Origin of the sequence: Streptomyces violaceoruber, from assembly GCF_033406955.1 — a bacterium.
Taxonomy (GTDB): Bacteria; Actinomycetota; Actinomycetes; order Streptomycetales; family Streptomycetaceae; genus Streptomyces; species Streptomyces violaceoruber.
The window spans coordinates 591,178-608,041 of record NZ_CP137734.1 but is presented as its reverse complement, the minus strand read 5'-3'; the positions used below and the strand labels follow the sequence as shown (position 1 = coordinate 608,041).

Below are 16,864 nucleotides of genomic sequence, written 5' to 3'. Positions count from 1 at the left end.
GGCGCGGACCCGGCACCGTCCGGTCCGCGCCCGCGTGCGCCAGGTGGCCCATCCGCCGGACGCCCCGCGCCGGCCTCGGCGTGGTCGTGGGCCTGAGCCCACGGCGCCTGGGTACTCTCCGCCGCATGGCGGTGGACAGAAGGACGAAGTCGCCGCGCCGGACCCCGGCTCGGCAGCGGACCAACCGCACGCTGGGCCGGGCGCTGGTGCGGTGGGCCACGACGACCGATCACAAGGTGATCGGCCATCTCTACCTCGCGACGTCGTTCGGCTTCTTCCTCCTCGGCGGCGTCCTCGCCATGCTGATGCGCAGTGAACTCGCCCGTCCGGGGCTGCAGTTGTTCAGCAACGAGCAGTACAACCAGCTGTTCACCGTGCACGGCACCATCATGATGCTGCTGTTCGCGACCCCGCTGTTCGCCGGGTTCACCAACGTCATCATGCCCCTGCAGATCGGCGCCCCCGACCTGGCCTTCCCCCGGCTGAACGCGCTGTCGTACTGGATGTACCTGTTCGGCGGACTCATGGTGGTGTCGGGCTTCCTGACGCCCGGGGGAGCGGCCTCGTTCGGCTGGTTCGCCTACGCGCCGCTGAACAGCGCGACCTTCAGCCCGGGCCCCGGCGGCGACCTGTGGACGATGGGCCTGGTGGTGAGCGGCGTGTCGACCACGCTCAGCGCCGTCAACTTCATCTCCACCATCATCTGCCTGCGCGCCCCCGGCATGACCATGTTCCGGATGCCGATCTTCACCTGGAACATCCTGTTCACATCGATCCTGGTGCTGCCCGCCTTCCCCGTGCTCACCGCCGCGCTGCTGATGCTCGAGGCCGACCGCAAGTTCGGCGCGCACGTCTTCGACGCGGCCAACGGCGGGGCCCTGCTGTGGCAGCACCTGTTCTGGTTCTTCGGTCATCCCGAGGTGTACATCGTCGCGCTGCCGTTCTTCGGCATCGTCACCGAGATCATCCCGGTCTTCAGCCGCAAGCCGATCTTCGGCTACGTCAGCCTGGTCGGCGCCACCATCGCCATCACCTTTCTCTCCGCGGTGGTGTGGGCCCACCACATGTTCGCCACCGGCGCCGTGCTGCTCCCCTTCTTCTCCCTCATGTCGTTCCTCATCGCCGTGCCGACCGGGGTGAAGTTCTTCAACTGGATCGGCACGATGATCCGCGGCTCACTCTCCTTCGAGACACCCATGCTGTGGGCCTGCGGCTTCCTGGTGACCTTCCTGCTCGGCGGCATGAGCGGCGTCCTCATCGCCTCCCCGCCCCTGGACTTCCACCTGACGGACTCGTACTTCATCGTCGCCCACCTGCACTACGTGCTGTTCGGCACGGTCGTCTTCGCGATGTTCGCCGGCTTCTACTTCTGGTGGCCGAAGTTCACCGGCAAACTGCTCGACGAACGCCTCGGCAAGATCCACTTCTGGACTCTCTTCGTCGGCTTCCAGACCACCTTCCTCGTCCAGCACTGGCTCGGCGAGCAGGGCATGCCGCGCCGCTACGCCGACTACCTGGCCGCGGACGGCTTCACCACCCTGAACACCATCAGCTCCATCGGCGCCTTCCTCCTCGGGCTGTCCACACTGCCGTTCCTCTACAACGTGTGGCGCACCCACCAGTACGGCGAGAAGGTCGGGCGGGACGACCCCTGGGGCTACGGCCGCTCCCTCGAATGGGCCACCAGCAGCCCGCCGCCGCGCCACAACTTCACGTCCCTGCCCCGGATCCGCTCCGAGTCCCCGGCGTTCGACCTCCACCACCCCGACGTCACCCGACACGATCAGAGGCATGTGCAGTGAGGACCGAATCCCGTCTGTTCACCGGTGTGGCGGTCTTCTTCGGCGCCGAGGCGGCCCTCTACGGCTGGTGGTCCCGTGAGCCCGCCGGCACCGCCGCCCTCGTCCTCGCCTTCCTCATGGCCTCGCTCGTCGCGTTCTTCCTGCGCGTGCAGTACCGCAGGCGCGGGCTGCGGGCGCAGGACCGCGGCGAGGGCGAGGTCGTCGACACCGCGGGTCCGCTCGACTTCTTCCCCCCGCGCAGCGCCTGGCCGATCACGATCGCGCTGGCCGCCGTGGTGCTCGCGCTCGGCATCGTCTTCGGGCTGTGGCTGGCGCTGATCGGCTTCGGGCTGCTCACCATGGGAGTCTGCGGACTGGTCTTCCAGTACGCCGACCGGGGCGTTCAGCGCTCCGGCTCGCCCGAGTAGGCGTCCCGTTCCACCGCCTCCGCCGACGCCTCCGTCTGCGCCACCGACTCCCGTTCCGGCTCCGGCTCCGGCTCCACGTCCTCGACGTCGACCCGGTCGCCGTAGTACCACTCGCTGAGCGTCGCCCGCAGCCGGCCCACGTGCGGGGCGTCGCCCTCCTTGGGGGACGGCGCGAGCGGTGCGGGCTGCCTGCGCGCCCGCAGCACGTGGCGCTCCTCGGGATCGAGGGGCCCGTGGCTCTCGGCGTAGCCGCCCGCCAGGGTCTGGTGCACCTCGCCCGTCTCCTCGCCCTCGGTCAGCCGCTCGCGGTCGTGCTCCTGCAGTGCCAGGCAGACGCGTTTGGTCACGACGAAGGCCAGCGGGGGCGCCAGCACCAGGGACACGCGGAAGATCCACGTGAGCAGGTTCAGTGAGACGTGGAAGGTGTGGGCGAGGATGTCGTTGCCGCCAGCCAGGAGCAGGACCGCGTAGAAGACGATCGCGGCGACACCCAGCCCGGTGCGCACCGGCTTGTCCCGGGGCCGGTCGCACAGGTGGTGCTCCTCGTGGTCGCCCGTCACCCAGCGCTCGAAGAACGGGTAGGCGTACAGCACCGCGAACAGGGCGCCCGGCAGCAGGACCGCCGGCACCAGCACGTTCCACATGACGGTGTGGCCCGCCACCGCCGTCTCGAACGGCGGCATCAGCCGCAGCGAGCCCTCCAGGAACCCGACGTACCAGTCCGGCTGCGAGCCGGTGGAGACGATGTCGGGCCGGTACGGGCCGTACGTCCAGATCGGGTTGATCTCGGCCACCGCCGCCAGCACGACAAGGACCCCGAAGACCATGAGGAACAGGCCGGTGGAGTTCGTCATGAACTGCGGGAACATCGGCTTGCCCACCGCGTTGCGGTTGGTGCGGCCGCGGCCCGCCCACTGGGTGTGCTTCAGGTAGAACACCAGGATCAGATGGAGCGTGACCAGCGCGACCAGCAGCGCGGGAACCAGCAGGATGTGCAACGAGTACAGCCGCGGCACGATGTCGTGGCCGGGATACTCGCCGCCGAACACGAACATGCTGATGTACGTCCCCACCACCGGGATGGACAGCATGATCCCCTGCGCGATGCGCAGCCCCGTCCCGGACAGCAGGTCGTCCGGCAGCGAATAGCCCGCGAAGCCCTCGGCGAGCGCCAGCACGAAGAGCGTGAGGCCGATCAGCCAGTTGACCTCACGCGGTCGGCGGAACGCGCCGGTGAAGAAAACTCGCAGCAGATGCACCCCGATGGCGGACAGGAACACCAAGGAGGCCCAGTGGTGCGCCTGCCGAATCAGTAGCCCGCCGCGCACGTCGAAACTGATGTCCAGAGTCGATCGGTAGGCCTCCGACATGCTCACCCCCAGCAGGGGCTCGTACGAGCCGTCGTAGACGACCTCCGTCATGGAGGGCTTGAAGAACAGGGTCAGCCAGACCCCGGTCAGCAACAGCACGACGAAGCTGTACAGGGCGATCTCACCCAGCAGGAACGACCAGTGCTCGGGAAAGGCCTTGCGCAGCAGCCCCCCGCCCTCGGAGACGGGGAGCCGTCCGTCGGCCCAGTTGACGGTGTGTTCGGCCGCGTGGCGGGCCCGCGCACCGGCGCGGGCCCTTCTCCTCTGCAACAGCACGGCGCATGGGTTCCCCACCGCCCGTGCCGGAAACTACTCAGCGGCCACGCACCGTCACCCTTCGGCTTGCCGGATCAGCGTCCGCCCGGGCCGCCGCTGCCGAAGGATCCGCTGCTGCCCTCGTCCCAGCGGGGGCGCTCCTGGTCGGAGGCGGTACGGCTGCCCTGGTGCCCCATCTCGTGCGGCAGCGTGCGTTCGTCGCTCCGCGGCATCTCGTCGGGCTCCCGGCGCTCCCTCTCCTCGTGGACGGGACCGCCGTCGGGCACACGGGGCTGCTCCTCGGGACGGGGCGGCGGCGGCTCCCGGCGCTTTTGCCGACTGCCGAAGGCGAACGCGCCGATCAGCACGGCCACCACCACGACGGCCGCGACGATCAGCCAGACGGCGAGCGCGCCGGAGCCGCCCGCGGCCAGGTCCATCCATGCGTTGGTCATGGAGCGCGGGTACCCGCGGCCCGCGTGACGAACCCGCTCACCGCCACCGCGACGCCCGCGTCCCCGAAGAGCCGGCCTCTCCGATCGGCAACGGCCCGGAACCCTTGGAAACACCGGGTCCGGCCGTTTGGCGCCGCGGCCGGCGGCAACCCGCTCGGTGTGACATCGACGACGACTTCCCAGCAGGAACTGTTCCGCTTCCTCGAGGACCGCTTCGCGTGCGCGCAGGCGTGCACCGAGTGCGCCCGGGCCTGCGCCCTGCGGGCGAGCCTCGTGGACCCGGACGGGACCGAGAACCAGGAACTCGTGCGGCGCAGGGGCATCATGTGCGCGGAGGTGTGCGACGCGACCTGCCGGGTGCTGTCCGAGCAGAACCAGGTGGACGAGGCCGCCATCCGCGCCCAGCTGGAGTGGTGCCGCCAGGTGTGCCTGGAGAGCGCGCACGTCTTCGACGACCACCCGGGTGCCGAGGAGAGCGCACAGGCCTGCCGCGACTGCGCCCGCGCCTGCGGGGAGTTCCTGGCCACCCTGCGCTGAGGCCCTGGGAACGGGTCCCGCACCGCGTTAGCCTGCCCGTATGGCGGCGACACGGACCAACGGCGACCCGGGACTGTTCGGCCCGGATTCCGTGACCTGGCAGGCGCACGGCGACCCGATGATGTGGGTGGCCGGCATCCGCGCCCTCTACCTCCAGGCCCTGCATCCGCGCGCGGTGCGCGGGGTGATGCAGAACAGCGACTTCCGGCGCGACGCGTGGGGCCGGCTGATGCGCACCGCGGGCTTCGTCGGCACCACCACGTACGGCACCACCGAGGCCGCCGAGCGGGCCGGGGCCCGGGTCAGGAAGATCCACAGCATGCTCGGCGCCACCGACCCCGACACGGGCGAGCGCTACGGCGTCGACGAACCCGCCCTGCTGCTGTGGGTGCACTGCGCCGAGATCGGCTCCTACCTCCACGTCCTGCGCCGCTCCGGATTCCCGCTCACCGACGCCCACGCCGACCGCTACCTCGCCGAACACCGGCACAGCGCCCGTCTCGTCGGCCTCGACCCCGCCTCCGTACCCGCGAACCGGGCCGAGCTGGCCGCCTACTTCGCGCGGGTACGGCCCGAACTGGCCGCGGGAGCGGACGCGCACGAGGTGGACGACTTCCTGCTCCGCCCGCCCACGCACCCCCTCCTGGTCCCGGCCCGCGGGCTGCTGTGGCGGCGGGTCGCCCGTCTTGCGTACGACTCCCTACCGCCGTACGCGCACGAGCTCTACGGCAGATCCGCACCCCCGCCCGCCACCGTCACCCGCCGGCTGCGCGCCACGGGCACCCTGCTGCGCCTTGTCCCCGCACGTCTGCGCTGGCAGCTGCCGCCCAAACACATCCTGCGCGCCATGGCACGGCTCGGCCCGGGCGTGCGCCCGGCGCCATACAAAATCGGACGACAAGCGGCCATACTGGACCGGCCAGGGGAGGGCGCGGCGGACTGAACCACGGGGGCGGGCGAAGTCATGGGGGACGGCACGCTGATCCAGGGCCGGTACCGGCTGCTCGAGAGAATCGGGCGCGGCGGCATGGGCGAGGTGTGGCGGGCGCGGGACGAGTCACTGGGCCGCCGCATAGCCGTCAAGTGCCTCAAACCACTGGGCACGCAGCACGACCACTCCTTCACCCGCGTCCTGCGGGAGAGATTCCGGCGCGAGGCCCGGGTGGCCGCCGCGCTCCAGCACCGCGGGGTGACCGTCGTCCACGACTTCGGCGAGTGGGACGGCGTGCTCTTCCTGGTCATGGAGTTGCTGGAGGGCAACGACCTGAGCCGGCTCCTGGAGGACAACAAGGGCCATCCGCTGCCCGTCGCGGACGTCGTCGACATCGCCGAGCAGGTCGCCTCCGCGCTCGCCTACACACACGAGCAGGGCATCGTGCACCGCGACCTCAAGCCGGCGAACATCGTGCGGACCGCCGACGGCACCGTGAAGATCTGCGACTTCGGCATCGCCCGGCTGGGTCACGACGCGGGCTTCACCGCCCGGCTGACCGGCACCGGCATCGCCATGGGCACCCCGCACTACATGTCGCCGGAGCAGATCGGCGGGGACGAGGTCGACCGGCGCAGCGACCTGTACTCCCTGGGCTGCGTGCTCTACGAGATGGCCACCGGCGTCCCGCCGTTCGACCTCGGCGACGCCTGGGCGATCCTCGTCGGCCACCGCGACACCGAGCCCGAACCGCCCCGCACCCACCGCGCCGAGCTGCCCCGGTACCTGGACCGGATCATCCTGGACCTGCTGGCCAAGCGGCCCGAGCAGCGCCCGGACGACGCCGGCGAGCTGGGCCGCCGGATCACCGCCGGACGCACCGCACCGGAGCGGGTGCCGGCCCTCGCGACAGCCCGGCCGCGGACGCCGCGGCAGGTCGGCGGCCGCGCCGTGCTGCCGTCCTGGACCCACGGCATGACCACCGGTCACAAGGCCACCGGCCCCGGCCCGCGCGCCACACCCCCGGACCCCGGGGCGGGCCTGTCCGGCGAGTGGATCCCGCGGCCCACCGGCGACGGGACCGACGGCGGCCGGACCGTCGGGCCCGCCCCGGACGAATGGCCCGAGCCGGCGTCCGAGGCCGCCGCCGGGCTGGCCGAGCGCCACAACGCGGCACTGAGCCTGGGCCGCCTCGGCCGCTGGGAGGAGGCGGGCCGGGAGCACCGCGCGGTCGCGGCCGAACGCGAGCACCTGCTCGGCCCCGACCACCCCGACACGCTCGCCAGCCGCTACGAGGCCGCCTTCACACTGGGGCGCACCGGCCGGGCCGCCGACGCGCTGCGCGCCTACAAGGGTGTCGCCCAGGCCCGGATCAGGACGCTGGGCGCCGACCACGCCGACACCCTCGCCGTCCGCCAGGAGATGGCCTACACCCTGGGCCGGCTGGGCCGCCACACCGACGCCCACCAGGTGTACACGTCGGTGCTGACCGCCCGTGAGCGGACCATGGGCGCCGACCATCCCGACACCCTGCGCTGCTGGCACAACCTGGCCTTCAACCTGGGCCGGCTCGGCCGCACCGATGACGCCCACCGGATGGCCCGCGAGGTGGCCGCGGCCCGGGCCCGGGTGCTCGGCCCCGGCCACCCCGACACCCTCGTCACCCGCTACGAGGTGGCCTACGAACTCGGGCGGCTCGACCGCTGGCAGGAGGCTCTGGCGACCTACCGCGAGGTCGCCGCCGCCCGCGCGCGAGCCCTCGGCCCCGACCACCCCGACACCTTCGCCGCCCGCTACGAGACCGGCGTCGCCCTCGGCCGCCTCGGCCGCTGCGCCGAAGCGCTGACCGCCTACGAGGCACTGATCGCCGACCGCGCCCGCGCCCAGGGTGCCGATCACCCCGAGACCCTGCGCGCCCGGCACGGCCGGGGCGTCAACCTCGGCAGGCTGGGCCGCTGGGGGGAGGCACTGGAGGAGGCCCGCGCGGTGTGCGCGGCCCGCGGCCGGGTGCTGGGCCCCGACCATCCCGACACCCTGGTCAGCCACCGCGAGGTCGCCGTCGCCCTGGGCTGGCTGGGCCGCTGGGCCGCCGCCCTCACCGAGTACCGTCTGGTCGCCGCCGCCCGCGAACGGGTCCTGGGCCCGGACCGGCCCGACACCCTTGTGGCCCGCGACGACGAGGCCCACTGCCTGGAACAGCTCGGCCGCGCGGCCGAGGCCGCGGAGCTGTACCGCAGGGTCGCGGCACTGCGCTCGGTGGCCGCCCGCTGACCGGGGACGGTGCCCGACGGCGGGCTGGCCGCCCCGGATCGGGCCGTGCTACCAAGAGCCATGACGCCCCCGCCCAGCACTTCCCGCACCTACGACGCCGTCATCGTCGGCGGCGGCCACAACGGCCTGGTCGCCGCCGCCTACCTGGCCCGGGCCGGCCGCTCCGTGCTGGTCCTCGAACGGCTGGACCACACCGGCGGAGCGGCCGTGTCCACCAAGCCGTTCGCCGGGGTCGACGCACGGCTGTCGCGCTACTCGTACCTGGTCAGCCTGCTGCCCAAGAAGATCGTCAGGGACCTCGGCCTGGACTTCCGGGTGCGTGCGCGCACCGTCTCCTCGTACACGCCCGTCGAGCGCGCCGGGCGGCCCACCGGGCTCCTCGTCGGCGGGGGCGAGCGCCGCACCCGCGAGTCGTTCGCCCGGCTCACCGGCTCGCAGCGGGAGTACGACGCCTGGCAGCGCTTCTACGCCATGACCGGCCACGTGGCCCAACGGGTCTTCCCCACCCTCACCGAACCGCTGCCCACCCGGGACGAACTGCGCCGCCGGGTCGACGACGAGACGGCCTGGCGGGCCCTGTTCGAGGAGCCGGTCGGCGTCGCGATCGAGGAACACTTCGACGACGACCTGGTGCGGGGCGTGGCCCTCACCGACGCGCTGATCGGCACCTTCGCCGACGCCCACGACCCCTCCCTGGCCCAGAACCGCTGCTTCCTCTACCACGTGATCGGCGGCGGCACCGGAGCCTGGGACGTGCCCGTCGGCGGCATGGGCGCGCTCACCGACGCGCTGGCCGACGCCGCCCGCGCCGCGGGTGCCGTGCTCGCCACCGGCCACGAGGCGGTCCGGATCGACGCGGACGGGCACAGCGCCGAGGTGACCTTCCGCTCGGCCGACGGCGAGGGCGTCGCCGCCGCCCGCCACGTCCTGGTGAACGCCTCCCCGCGCGAACTGGCGGCGCTCACGGGGGACGCCCCGCCCGCACCGGCCGAGGGCGCCCAGCTCAAGGTGAACATGCTGCTGACCAGGCTGCCGCGACTGCGCGACCCGGACGCCGACCCGCGCGAGGCCTTCGCCGGGACCTTCCACATCGCCGAGGGCTACGAGCAACTGGCCGCCGCGCACGCCCGGGCGGCCGCCGGTGAACTGCCCGCCGCCCCGCCCTCGGAGATCTACTGCCACTCGCTGACCGACCCCACGATCCTCGGCCCCGGCCCGGCCGCGAAGGGCATGCACACCCTCACCCTGTTCGGCCTGCACACGCCCGCCCGCCTCTTCGCCCGGGACAACGACGCCGTACGCGCGGAACTGCTCAAGTCGACCCTCGCCCAGCTCGACGCCCACCTGGCCGAGCCCCTCGCCGACTGCCTGGCGACCGACGCCGACGGACGGCCCTGCATCGAGGCCAGATCGCCCCTCGACCTGGAACGCGACCTGGGCCTGCCCGGCGGCAACATCTTCCACCGCGAGCTGTCCTGGCCCCACGCCCAGGAGGGCACCGGCCACTGGGGCGTGGAGACCGGCCGGGCACGCGTCCTGCTGTGCGGCGCGGGCGCCGTGCGCGGGGGAGGGGTGAGCGGGGTGCCGGGGCACAACGCGGCGATGGCGGTGCTGGACGGGACCACGGGCTGACGGACACATGCGCGGGGTGGGGCCGGGTGCGGCGACATAACAGACATCACGCACTCGGCGCCCCCATACCGAAGGAGCCTGCCATGGCGGACCTCGGCCCTGCCGACCAGCAGAAGGCCGACGACAAGGCCGTGAGCCGTCTCGACGGTCCGAAGGAGAACGGCTTCGACGGTCCGAAGGAGAACGGCTTCGACGGTCCGAAGGAGAACGGCTTCGACGGTCCGGACGAGGTGCAGAAGGCCGTCTTCAAGGACTGACGGGCGCCCGGCCCTCCAGGAAACGGTCCCGGGCCCCTTCTAGTCGGCCGACGCCGTCCACCCCTCGGCCACGACGCGTGCCGCGTCCGCCGGACGCGCGTCGTGGAACAGGACCTCGCCGGCCGCGTCCGCGCGCAGGCCGTCGACGTACGCCCCGCGGCCCACGTACAGCCGGTCGGTCGTGTAGCGCCAGCGCAGCATCAGCCCGTGCGCGGCCGGGAGGCCGGCGCTCAGCCGGTGCCAGACGCGTCCCGACCAGCCGGTGGCCGAGCCGGCCGGATGGTCGCGGGGTGCATCGCCGCGGCGTGCGGTGGTGAACGGGACCGGCCGCCATCCCGCGCCGCCGTCGGTCGAGGCCTCCAGGACCAGCACGTCCGAGCCGGGCTCGGTGTCCCACCACAGCGCGCAGCGCAGTCGGGCGCGGCCGGCCGACGTGTCCAGGGCGGGCAGCGTGAGCGTTGCCGTGGCGGAACCCGCCGTCCCCGAGAACCACGCCGTGCGCCCGTGTGCCGGACGGACCGGCACCGCCCGCGCCAGGTTGGTGCCCGCCGCCACCCGGGGAGCCGAGCCGGAACGCCAACCGCGCACCGGGTGGACGGAGTTGCCGAGGACGACGAGGAAGGAGTCGGTCGTCGGGTCGAGCACCAGCGAGGTGCCCGTGAAACCGGTGTGCCCGGCCGTGCGCGGCGTGGCCATCGCGCCCATGTACCAGTGCTGGTACAGCTCGAAGCCCAGGCCGTGCTCGTCGCCCGGGAAGTCGGTGTTGAAGTCCGTGAACATCAGCTCCACGGACTCCGGCCGCAGGATCCGCGCCCGCCCGTAGGACCCGCCGTTGAGCAGGGTCCGACCGAGGACCGCGAGGTCCCACGCGCAGGAGAACACCCCCGCGTGTCCGGCGACGCCGCCCAGGCTGAAGGCGTTCTCGTCGTGCACCTCGCCCCACACCAGCCCCCGGTCCAGACCGGACCAGGGCTTGCGGGCGTCCTCGGTGGCCGCGATCCCGGGCCGCCAGGAGGCGGGCGGGTTGTAGCGGGTGCGGGTGAGGCCCAGCGGCTTTGTGATCTCCTCGCGCAGCAGGACGTCCAGGGTGCGGCCCGTGACCTCCTCCAGCACCAGCTGGAGCGAGATCATGTTGAGGTCCGAGTACAGGTACGCCGTGCCGGGCGCGCTGACGGGTGCCTCGTCGTAGACGAGTTGGACCTTCTCCTCGTACGTGGGCGCGCTGTACAGCGGGATCCACGCCCGGAAACCCGAGGTGTGGGTCAGTAGATGACGGATCGTCACGTCCTGCTTGCCCGCCCGGCCGAAGTCCGGCAGGTACGAGGCGACCGGCGTCGCCAGCTCCAGCGCGCCCCGTTCCAGCTGCTGCACGGCGAGGATCGAGGTGAACAGCTTGGAGATCGACGCGAGGTCGAACACCGTGCCCCCGGTCATCGGGATCTGCTCGTCCGGCGGGAACTCGACGCCGGTGTCCGTCGCCTCGTCGTAGGCCCGGTAGCGCACCGCCATGCCGATCGGTTCGTGCAGCGCCACCGTGCCGCCCCGGCCGGCGAGCAGCACGGCGCCCGCGTACCACGGGTGCTCGGGGGACGGGCCGAGGAACGCCTCGGCATCGGTGACGAGCCGGCGCAGATGGCCGGGGAGGAGCCCGGCGCGTTCGGCGGAGCCGTGCCGCAGGGTGGGACGGCGGCCCCGGTCGGAGACGGCCTCGGCCGGCCCGGCCGCGAACGGGGCGATGGCCAGCGCACCCCCCAGGGCCAGGGCGCCGGCGCCCAGTTGACGCCGACTGAATCCGTTCGTCGCCTGACCGGCCATCGAAGAGCCTCCCGCCACCGAAGCTGAAAGTATCTTTCCCGGGTCGCCGTGCGGAGTGAAACTTTCCTGTCAGCGACGGGCCGTGTCAATGGGGCGGACCGAGCGGACGCCAGGAGCCGGCGGACCGGCGCACACCGCTTGACCCGCCCCCGCGACCGGCCGAGGATCAGGTCATGACGCCCGGACACGGCAGCACCGGCAGCACTGGCAGCACTGTTGACGGGGTGCTGCGCCGTAGCGCCCGACGCACTCCGGCACGCGTCGCGGTGGAGTACCGCGACCGTTCCTGGACGTACGCGGAACTCGACACCGCGGTCTCCCGCGCGGCGAGCGTCCTGCTGGGCGAGGGACTGTCCCCGGGCGACCGGGTCGCCGCCTACGGCCACAACTCCGACGCCTACCTGATCGCGTTCCTGGCCTGCGCCCGCGCGGGCCTGGTGCACGTCCCGGCCAACCAGAACCTCACCGGCGAGGACCTCGCCCACATCGTCGGCCAGTCCGGCAGCACCCTGGTCCTCACCGACCCCGGCCTCGCCGCCCGGCTCCCCGGCACGACCCGCACCCTGCCGCTGCGCGACACCGACGACTCGCTCCTGGCCCGCCTCGCGGCGACGCCCCCGTACGACGGCCCCGAGCCCGGCGCCGAGGACCTGGTGCAGCTCCTGTACACCTCGGGCACCACCGCGCTGCCCAAGGGCGCGATGATGCCCCACCGGGCGCTGGTGCACGAGTACCTGAGCGCCATCACCGCGCTGGACCTCGGCGCCGGCGACCGCCCCGTGCACGCGCTCCCGCTCTACCACTCGGCCCAGACCCACGTCTTCCTGCTGCCCTACCTCGCCGTCGGCGCGACCAACGTCATCCTGGACGCGCCCGACGGCGACCGGCTCTTCGACCTGATCGAAGCGGGCCGCGTGGACAGCCTGTTCGCGCCGCCCACCGTGTGGATCGGCCTCGCGAACCGCGCCGACTTCGCCACCCGCGACCTGACCGGCCTGCGCAAGGCCTACTACGGCGCGTCCATCATGCCGGTGCCCGTTCTGGAGCGACTGCGCGCACGCCTGCCGCACCTCGCCTTCTACAACTGCTTCGGCCAGAGCGAGATCGGCCCGCTCGCCACCGTGCTCGGCCCGGACGAGCACGAGGGCCGCATGGACTCCTGCGGCCGCCCCGTCCTCTTCGTCGACGCCCGTGTGGTCGACGAGGACGGCAAGGACGTCCCCGACGGCACGCCCGGCGAAGTCGTCTACCGCTCCCCGCAGCTGTGCGACGGCTACTGGGACCGGCCCGAGGAGACCGAGGCCGCCTTCCGCGACGGCTGGTTCCACTCCGGCGACCTCGCCGTCCGGGACGCCGACGGCTACTACACCATCGTCGACCGGGTGAAGGACGTCATCAACTCCGGGGGCGTACTGGTCGCCTCCCGCCAGGTCGAGGACGCCCTCTACACGCACGACGCCGTCGCCGAGGCGGCCGTGATCGCCCTGCCCGACGAACGGTGGATCGAGGCCGTCACGGCCGTCGTCGTCCCCCGCTCGGAGGTCACCGAGGACGAGCTGATCGCCCACACCCGCGAGCGACTCACCGCCTTCAAGGCGCCCAAACGCGTCCTGTTCGTGGACGCCCTGCCGCGCAACGCCAGCGGGAAGATCCTCAAGAGGGAACTGCGGGACCGCTTCGCCGGTGCCTGACCTCCGGGGCCGGGTCCCACCACCGCGTTGCGCGACAGGGCGGCGGCCGGTGAGGATCGGCGCCACGCCATGCAGACCTTCACCGCCCACGACGGGACCCGCCTCGCCTTCCACGTACGGGGCGAGGGGGACCCGCTGGTCGTGCTGCCGGGCGGACCCATGCGCGCGTCCGGCCACCTCGGCGACCTGGGCGGCCTCGCCGCACACCGCCGGCTGCTCCTCCTCGACCTGCGCGGCACCGGAGGCTCCGCCGTCCCGCAGGCCCCGGCGACATACCGCTGCGACCGGCTCGTGGACGACGTGGAGGCACTGCGCGAGCACCTCGGCCTGGAAAGCATGGACCTCCTCGCGCACTCGGCCGGAGGCAGCCTCGCGATGCTGTACGCCGCCCGCCGCCCGGAACGGGTGTCACGGCTCGTCCTGGTCACCGCCACCCCCCTGGGCCCCGGACATGCCGGCGACGCCCGAGGACCGGCTCCGGGCGGCGCTCCTGCGCGCGGACGAGTCGTGGTTCGAGGAGGCCATCGGGCCCTTCCGGGCCTGGCTCGCCGGGACCGGCGAGGTCGATCCGGTGTTCGCACCCTTCTTCTTCGGCCGCTGGGACGACACGGCCCGCGAGCACGACGCGGGCGCCGACGAGGAGAGCAACGACGGGGCGGGCGACGTCTTCCTCTCCCCGGACGCCTTCGACCCGCCCGCCACCAGGGCCGCGCTCGCCCGCTGCCCCGCCCCGGTGCTCGTCCTCGCCGGTGAGCGCGACGGCGGCCCCGGCCCGGAGCCGGCGCGCCGCTGCGCCGACGTCTTCCCGCGCGCCGAGCCGGCCGTCCAGCCCGGTGCCGGGCACTACCCGTGGCTGGACGACCCGCGCTGGTTCGCCCACCGGATCGCCGCGTTCCTCGGACCGAACCGATCTCCCTCGCATCCCCTCGCAAGGCACTTCCCACGTGGCCTGTCGGCGGCCGAACCCGGTCGCTAGGCTGGCCGCGGACGACGAAACGGGAGGAGCACGGACGTGGCCGAGAGCACCACCCACCAGCGCCCGCTCAGGGGCTGGGACAAGCCGGAGCTGGATCTCAGCAACGCGCAGTGGCAGTCCAGCAGCCGAGGCCTGGGGGATGTCCAGATCGCCTTTGTCGAGGGATTCATCGCCATGCGGAACAGCGGCAGCCCGCAGAGCCCCTCCCTGATCTTCACCCCGGCGGAATGGGGCGCGTTCGTGTCCGGAGCGCGGGAAGGGGAGTTCGACCTCACGTAGGACACCGCGGGGTGCGCCGACCGGCCGAACCGGGGTGTTCGGTCCGCCGCCGGGGGGAAGTCCGTACTCCGGAGGTGAGGACCCATGAGCACCCTGCCGGTCATCGCGGCGGTCGACGGTTCGGACGACGGCCTGCGCGCCCTGGACTGGGCGCTCGACGCCGCCCACCGGCGCGGGGCACCCCTGCGGGTGGTGCACGTGCGCCAGTACGCCGCCTGGGCCCAGACCGACGTCCTGGTCGCGGGCCCGCCGGACACCGCCGAGGACCCCGCGCTCGACCAGGCACGGGCGCACCTTCAGGGACGGGCCTTCGCGGTGCCGACGGAGTACGTGGGCATGGAAGGCGTTCCGGGCGCCCTGCTGCCGGAACTGGGCGCGGACGCCCAGCTGCTCGTCCTCGGCTCCCGGGGCCGGGGCGGCTTCGCCGGGCTGCTGCTGGGCTCCAACGGCATGGCCGCCGCCCGCGACGCGCAGTGCCCGGTGGTCGTGGTGCCCCGGCCCGGACGCGAGGTCCACGGCGAGGCACCGGCCGAACCCGGCCCCCGGGTGGTGGTCGGCCTGCACGTGGACAGTCCCGACGACGCCACCCTGTCCTTCGCCTTCACCGAGGCCGAGCTGCGCGGCGCCCGCCTCCAGGTGGTCGCGGCCTACCCGTGGCCGGTGCAGACCTGGGCCGCCGCGGGCCAGATGATGCCCCTGGTGATCGACGAGGTCTCCATCGAGAGCGAGACCCGGGTCCTGGCCGACGGCCTGCTCGCCCCCTACCGCGGACGCCACCCCGACGTCCGGGCCGACACCCACGCGGTGCCCGGCGACGCCGCCGGAAACCTGGTCGCGTCCTCCAAGGACGCCGACCTGATCGTCGTCGGCCGGCACCGCCGGCGCCTGCTGGCCCCCGCCCGGATGATGGGCTCGGTCACCCACGCCGTACTGCTGCACGCCGCCGCCCCGATCGCGGTGGTGCCGCCCGCTCCCCCGCAGGAGTGACACCCCGCCGGACCCGGCGTGCCTATCATCGGCCGCATGCAGGACTCGCCCAGCAGGGACACCCGGATCGCGCTCGACCTGGCGCTGACCCTCAGGCACGACGGGCAGGGCGGCGTCGCCGACGAACTGGCCGACCCGGCCGGGCTCACCGCCTGGGCCGGGGCACACCCCGGCGTGGTGCCGGACGCCGAGGTCTTCGAGGCCGACGCGTCCACCCTGGCCGCCGTACGCGACGTACGGGCCGCCGCCCGCGCCCTCTTCGCCCGCGCCGTGCGCCCCGGCGAGCCGAGCCCCGCCGACGCCGCCCGGCTGCTGCCCGTGCCCCAGGCCCTGCGGCTCCTGAACGAGGCCGCCGCCCGCACCCCGACGGTCCCCGTCCTCGCCTGGGCCGACGCCGCCGAGCCCGTCGTGCGCGCCGCCCCCGCGCAGGGCGTACGGGCCGACCTCGCGGCCGCCCTCGCCCAGGCCGTGATCGGCTTCCTCGCGGGTCCCGACCTGAAACGGCTGCGGGCCTGCCACGCGCCGCGCTGCGTGCGCTACTTCCTCAAGGAGCACCCCCGGCAGGAGTGGTGCAAGCCCTCCTGCGGCAACCGGGCCAGGGTGGCCCGCCACCAGGACCGGCAGCGGCGGACCGGGTAGCCCGGCCGGGCCGCTGCCCGCACGCCGTTCCCGGCCCCCGGCCACGTACCATGGCGGCATGTCGTTCCTCCGCCGCCGCAGCGCCACGCCCGCCGGGCCCGACTTCGACGTACTGGCCATGGACCCGGGCGACTGGCCCGGCAATCTCGGCGCCGGTCTGCTGCCCGCGCCCGACGGCAGCTGTCAGGGCGTCTTCCTGCGCTACGACCTGTTCGGCGGCCGCGGCCCCGCGATGATCATCGGCAACCTCCCGGACGGCTCACCGGCCCGCGAGGTCCCCGAGGGAGAGATCCCCTTCGAGGTGGCCCAGCTGCTGCTCGCGCTGGAGAACGACGAGGAGATCACGGTCGTCGGCGCCGAGGACGTCCCCGTGATGCAGGGCGACAACCTGCTCATCGTGCGCCGCCTCAAGCTCTCCGAGAGCCGGATCTCCTGCGTCCAGTTCGACCGCAGCGACGGCGTCCTGGTGACCATCGCCGCCTGGGACCGCCCCATCACCGACGACCTGTACGCCCTGCTGAAGCCGCTCCCGGCGGAGCTTTTCCAGCAGGGCTGAGACC

The 16,864-nt window shown here is 73.3% G+C and carries 15 protein-coding genes and 1 pseudogene; 13 read left to right on the top strand and 3 right to left on the bottom strand.

All coding sequences use genetic code 11. The features are described 5' to 3' along the window. Nucleotides 1–125 precede the first annotated feature (125 nt). The gene (gene ctaD / locus R2E43_RS02965; protein ID WP_016327999.1) at nt 126–1,802 is read left to right on the top strand and encodes an aa3-type cytochrome oxidase subunit I; all 1,677 of its coding nucleotides are present in this window, start codon (nt 126–128) and stop codon (nt 1,800–1,802) included. After that, nucleotides 1,799–2,209 (top strand): cytochrome c oxidase subunit 4, encoded by a 411-nt coding sequence (locus R2E43_RS02960; protein ID WP_003971910.1) that lies wholly within the window; start codon nt 1,799–1,801, stop codon nt 2,207–2,209. The genes ctaD and R2E43_RS02960 overlap by 4 nt, the downstream gene beginning before the upstream one ends. Here the strand turns inward: R2E43_RS02960 and qcrB are convergent. Beyond that, nucleotides 2,185–3,855, bottom strand: coding sequence for a cytochrome bc1 complex cytochrome b subunit (gene qcrB / locus R2E43_RS39100; protein WP_016328000.1), 1,671 nt, complete (start codon nt 3,853–3,855; stop codon nt 2,185–2,187). The genes R2E43_RS02960 and qcrB overlap by 25 nt on opposite strands. A 74-nt stretch (nt 3,856–3,929) precedes the next feature. Beyond that, nucleotides 3,930–4,289, bottom strand: a complete 360-nt coding sequence (locus R2E43_RS02950; protein WP_011031532.1) for a DUF6479 family protein — start codon at nt 4,287–4,289, stop codon at nt 3,930–3,932. 159 nt (nt 4,290–4,448) lie between these two features. Here R2E43_RS02950 and R2E43_RS02945 point away from each other — a divergent pair, with 159 nt between their 5' ends. The 5 genes from R2E43_RS02945 (at nt 4,449) to R2E43_RS02925 (ending at nt 9,917) form a co-directional block, all read left to right on the top strand. Next, a complete protein-coding gene (locus R2E43_RS02945) occupies nt 4,449–4,826 on the top strand; it encodes a four-helix bundle copper-binding protein (protein ID WP_003971908.1) in 378 nt (125 codons plus the stop codon). A gap of 40 nt (nt 4,827–4,866) precedes the next feature. Next, entirely contained in the window at nt 4,867–5,769 is a 903-nt protein-coding gene (locus tag R2E43_RS02940; RefSeq protein ID WP_003971907.1) for an oxygenase MpaB family protein, read from the top strand. Nucleotides 5,770–5,790: 21 nt separating this feature from the next. Continuing rightward, a complete protein-coding gene (locus tag R2E43_RS02935; RefSeq protein ID WP_332055872.1) occupies nt 5,791–8,028 on the top strand; it encodes a serine/threonine-protein kinase in 2,238 nt (745 codons plus the stop codon). Nucleotides 8,029–8,088: 60 nt separating this feature from the next. Further along, nucleotides 8,089–9,660, top strand: a complete 1,572-nt coding sequence (locus R2E43_RS02930) for a phytoene desaturase family protein (RefSeq protein WP_168715301.1) — start codon at nt 8,089–8,091, stop codon at nt 9,658–9,660. 83 nt (nt 9,661–9,743) lie between these two features. Continuing rightward, nucleotides 9,744–9,917 carry a hypothetical protein gene (locus R2E43_RS02925; RefSeq protein ID WP_189284427.1) on the top strand — a complete coding sequence of 58 codons (174 nt, stop codon included), beginning with the start codon at nt 9,744–9,746 and terminating at the stop codon, nt 9,915–9,917. A gap of 39 nt (nt 9,918–9,956) precedes the next feature. Here the strand turns inward: R2E43_RS02925 and R2E43_RS02920 are convergent, their stop codons facing one another. Further along, nucleotides 9,957–11,732, bottom strand: a complete 1,776-nt coding sequence (locus R2E43_RS02920) for a serine hydrolase domain-containing protein (protein WP_003971902.1) — start codon at nt 11,730–11,732, stop codon at nt 9,957–9,959. Nucleotides 11,733–11,905: 173 nt separating this feature from the next. On the opposite strand from R2E43_RS02920, the gene R2E43_RS02915 reads away from it, so the two are divergent. The 6 genes and pseudogenes from R2E43_RS02915 to R2E43_RS02890 all read left to right on the top strand — a co-directional run bounded on the left by R2E43_RS02915 (nt 11,906) and on the right by R2E43_RS02890 (nt 16,860). Further along, on the top strand, nt 11,906–13,423 hold the full coding sequence (locus R2E43_RS02915) for an acyl-CoA synthetase (RefSeq protein WP_332055871.1): 1,518 nt from the start codon (nt 11,906–11,908) through the stop codon (nt 13,421–13,423). 69 nt (nt 13,424–13,492) lie between these two features. Further along, nucleotides 13,493–14,399, top strand: a pseudogene (locus R2E43_RS38945) (alpha/beta fold hydrolase). Between the two features lie 36 nt (nt 14,400–14,435). Next, the gene (locus R2E43_RS02905) at nt 14,436–14,678 is read left to right on the top strand and encodes a DUF397 domain-containing protein (RefSeq protein WP_003971899.1); all 243 of its coding nucleotides are present in this window, start codon (nt 14,436–14,438) and stop codon (nt 14,676–14,678) included. An 84-nt stretch (nt 14,679–14,762) separates the two neighbouring features. Next, the gene (locus R2E43_RS02900) at nt 14,763–15,665 is read left to right on the top strand and encodes a universal stress protein (protein WP_003971898.1); all 903 of its coding nucleotides are present in this window, start codon (nt 14,763–14,765) and stop codon (nt 15,663–15,665) included. A gap of 36 nt (nt 15,666–15,701) precedes the next feature. After that, a complete protein-coding gene (locus R2E43_RS02895) occupies nt 15,702–16,304 on the top strand; it encodes an ABATE domain-containing protein (protein WP_206309201.1) in 603 nt (200 codons plus the stop codon). A gap of 58 nt (nt 16,305–16,362) precedes the next feature. After that, complete coding sequence (locus tag R2E43_RS02890) at nt 16,363–16,860, top strand: hypothetical protein (RefSeq protein ID WP_003971896.1); 498 nt, start codon at nt 16,363–16,365, stop codon at nt 16,858–16,860. The last annotated feature ends 4 nt before the right edge of the window (nt 16,861–16,864 follow it).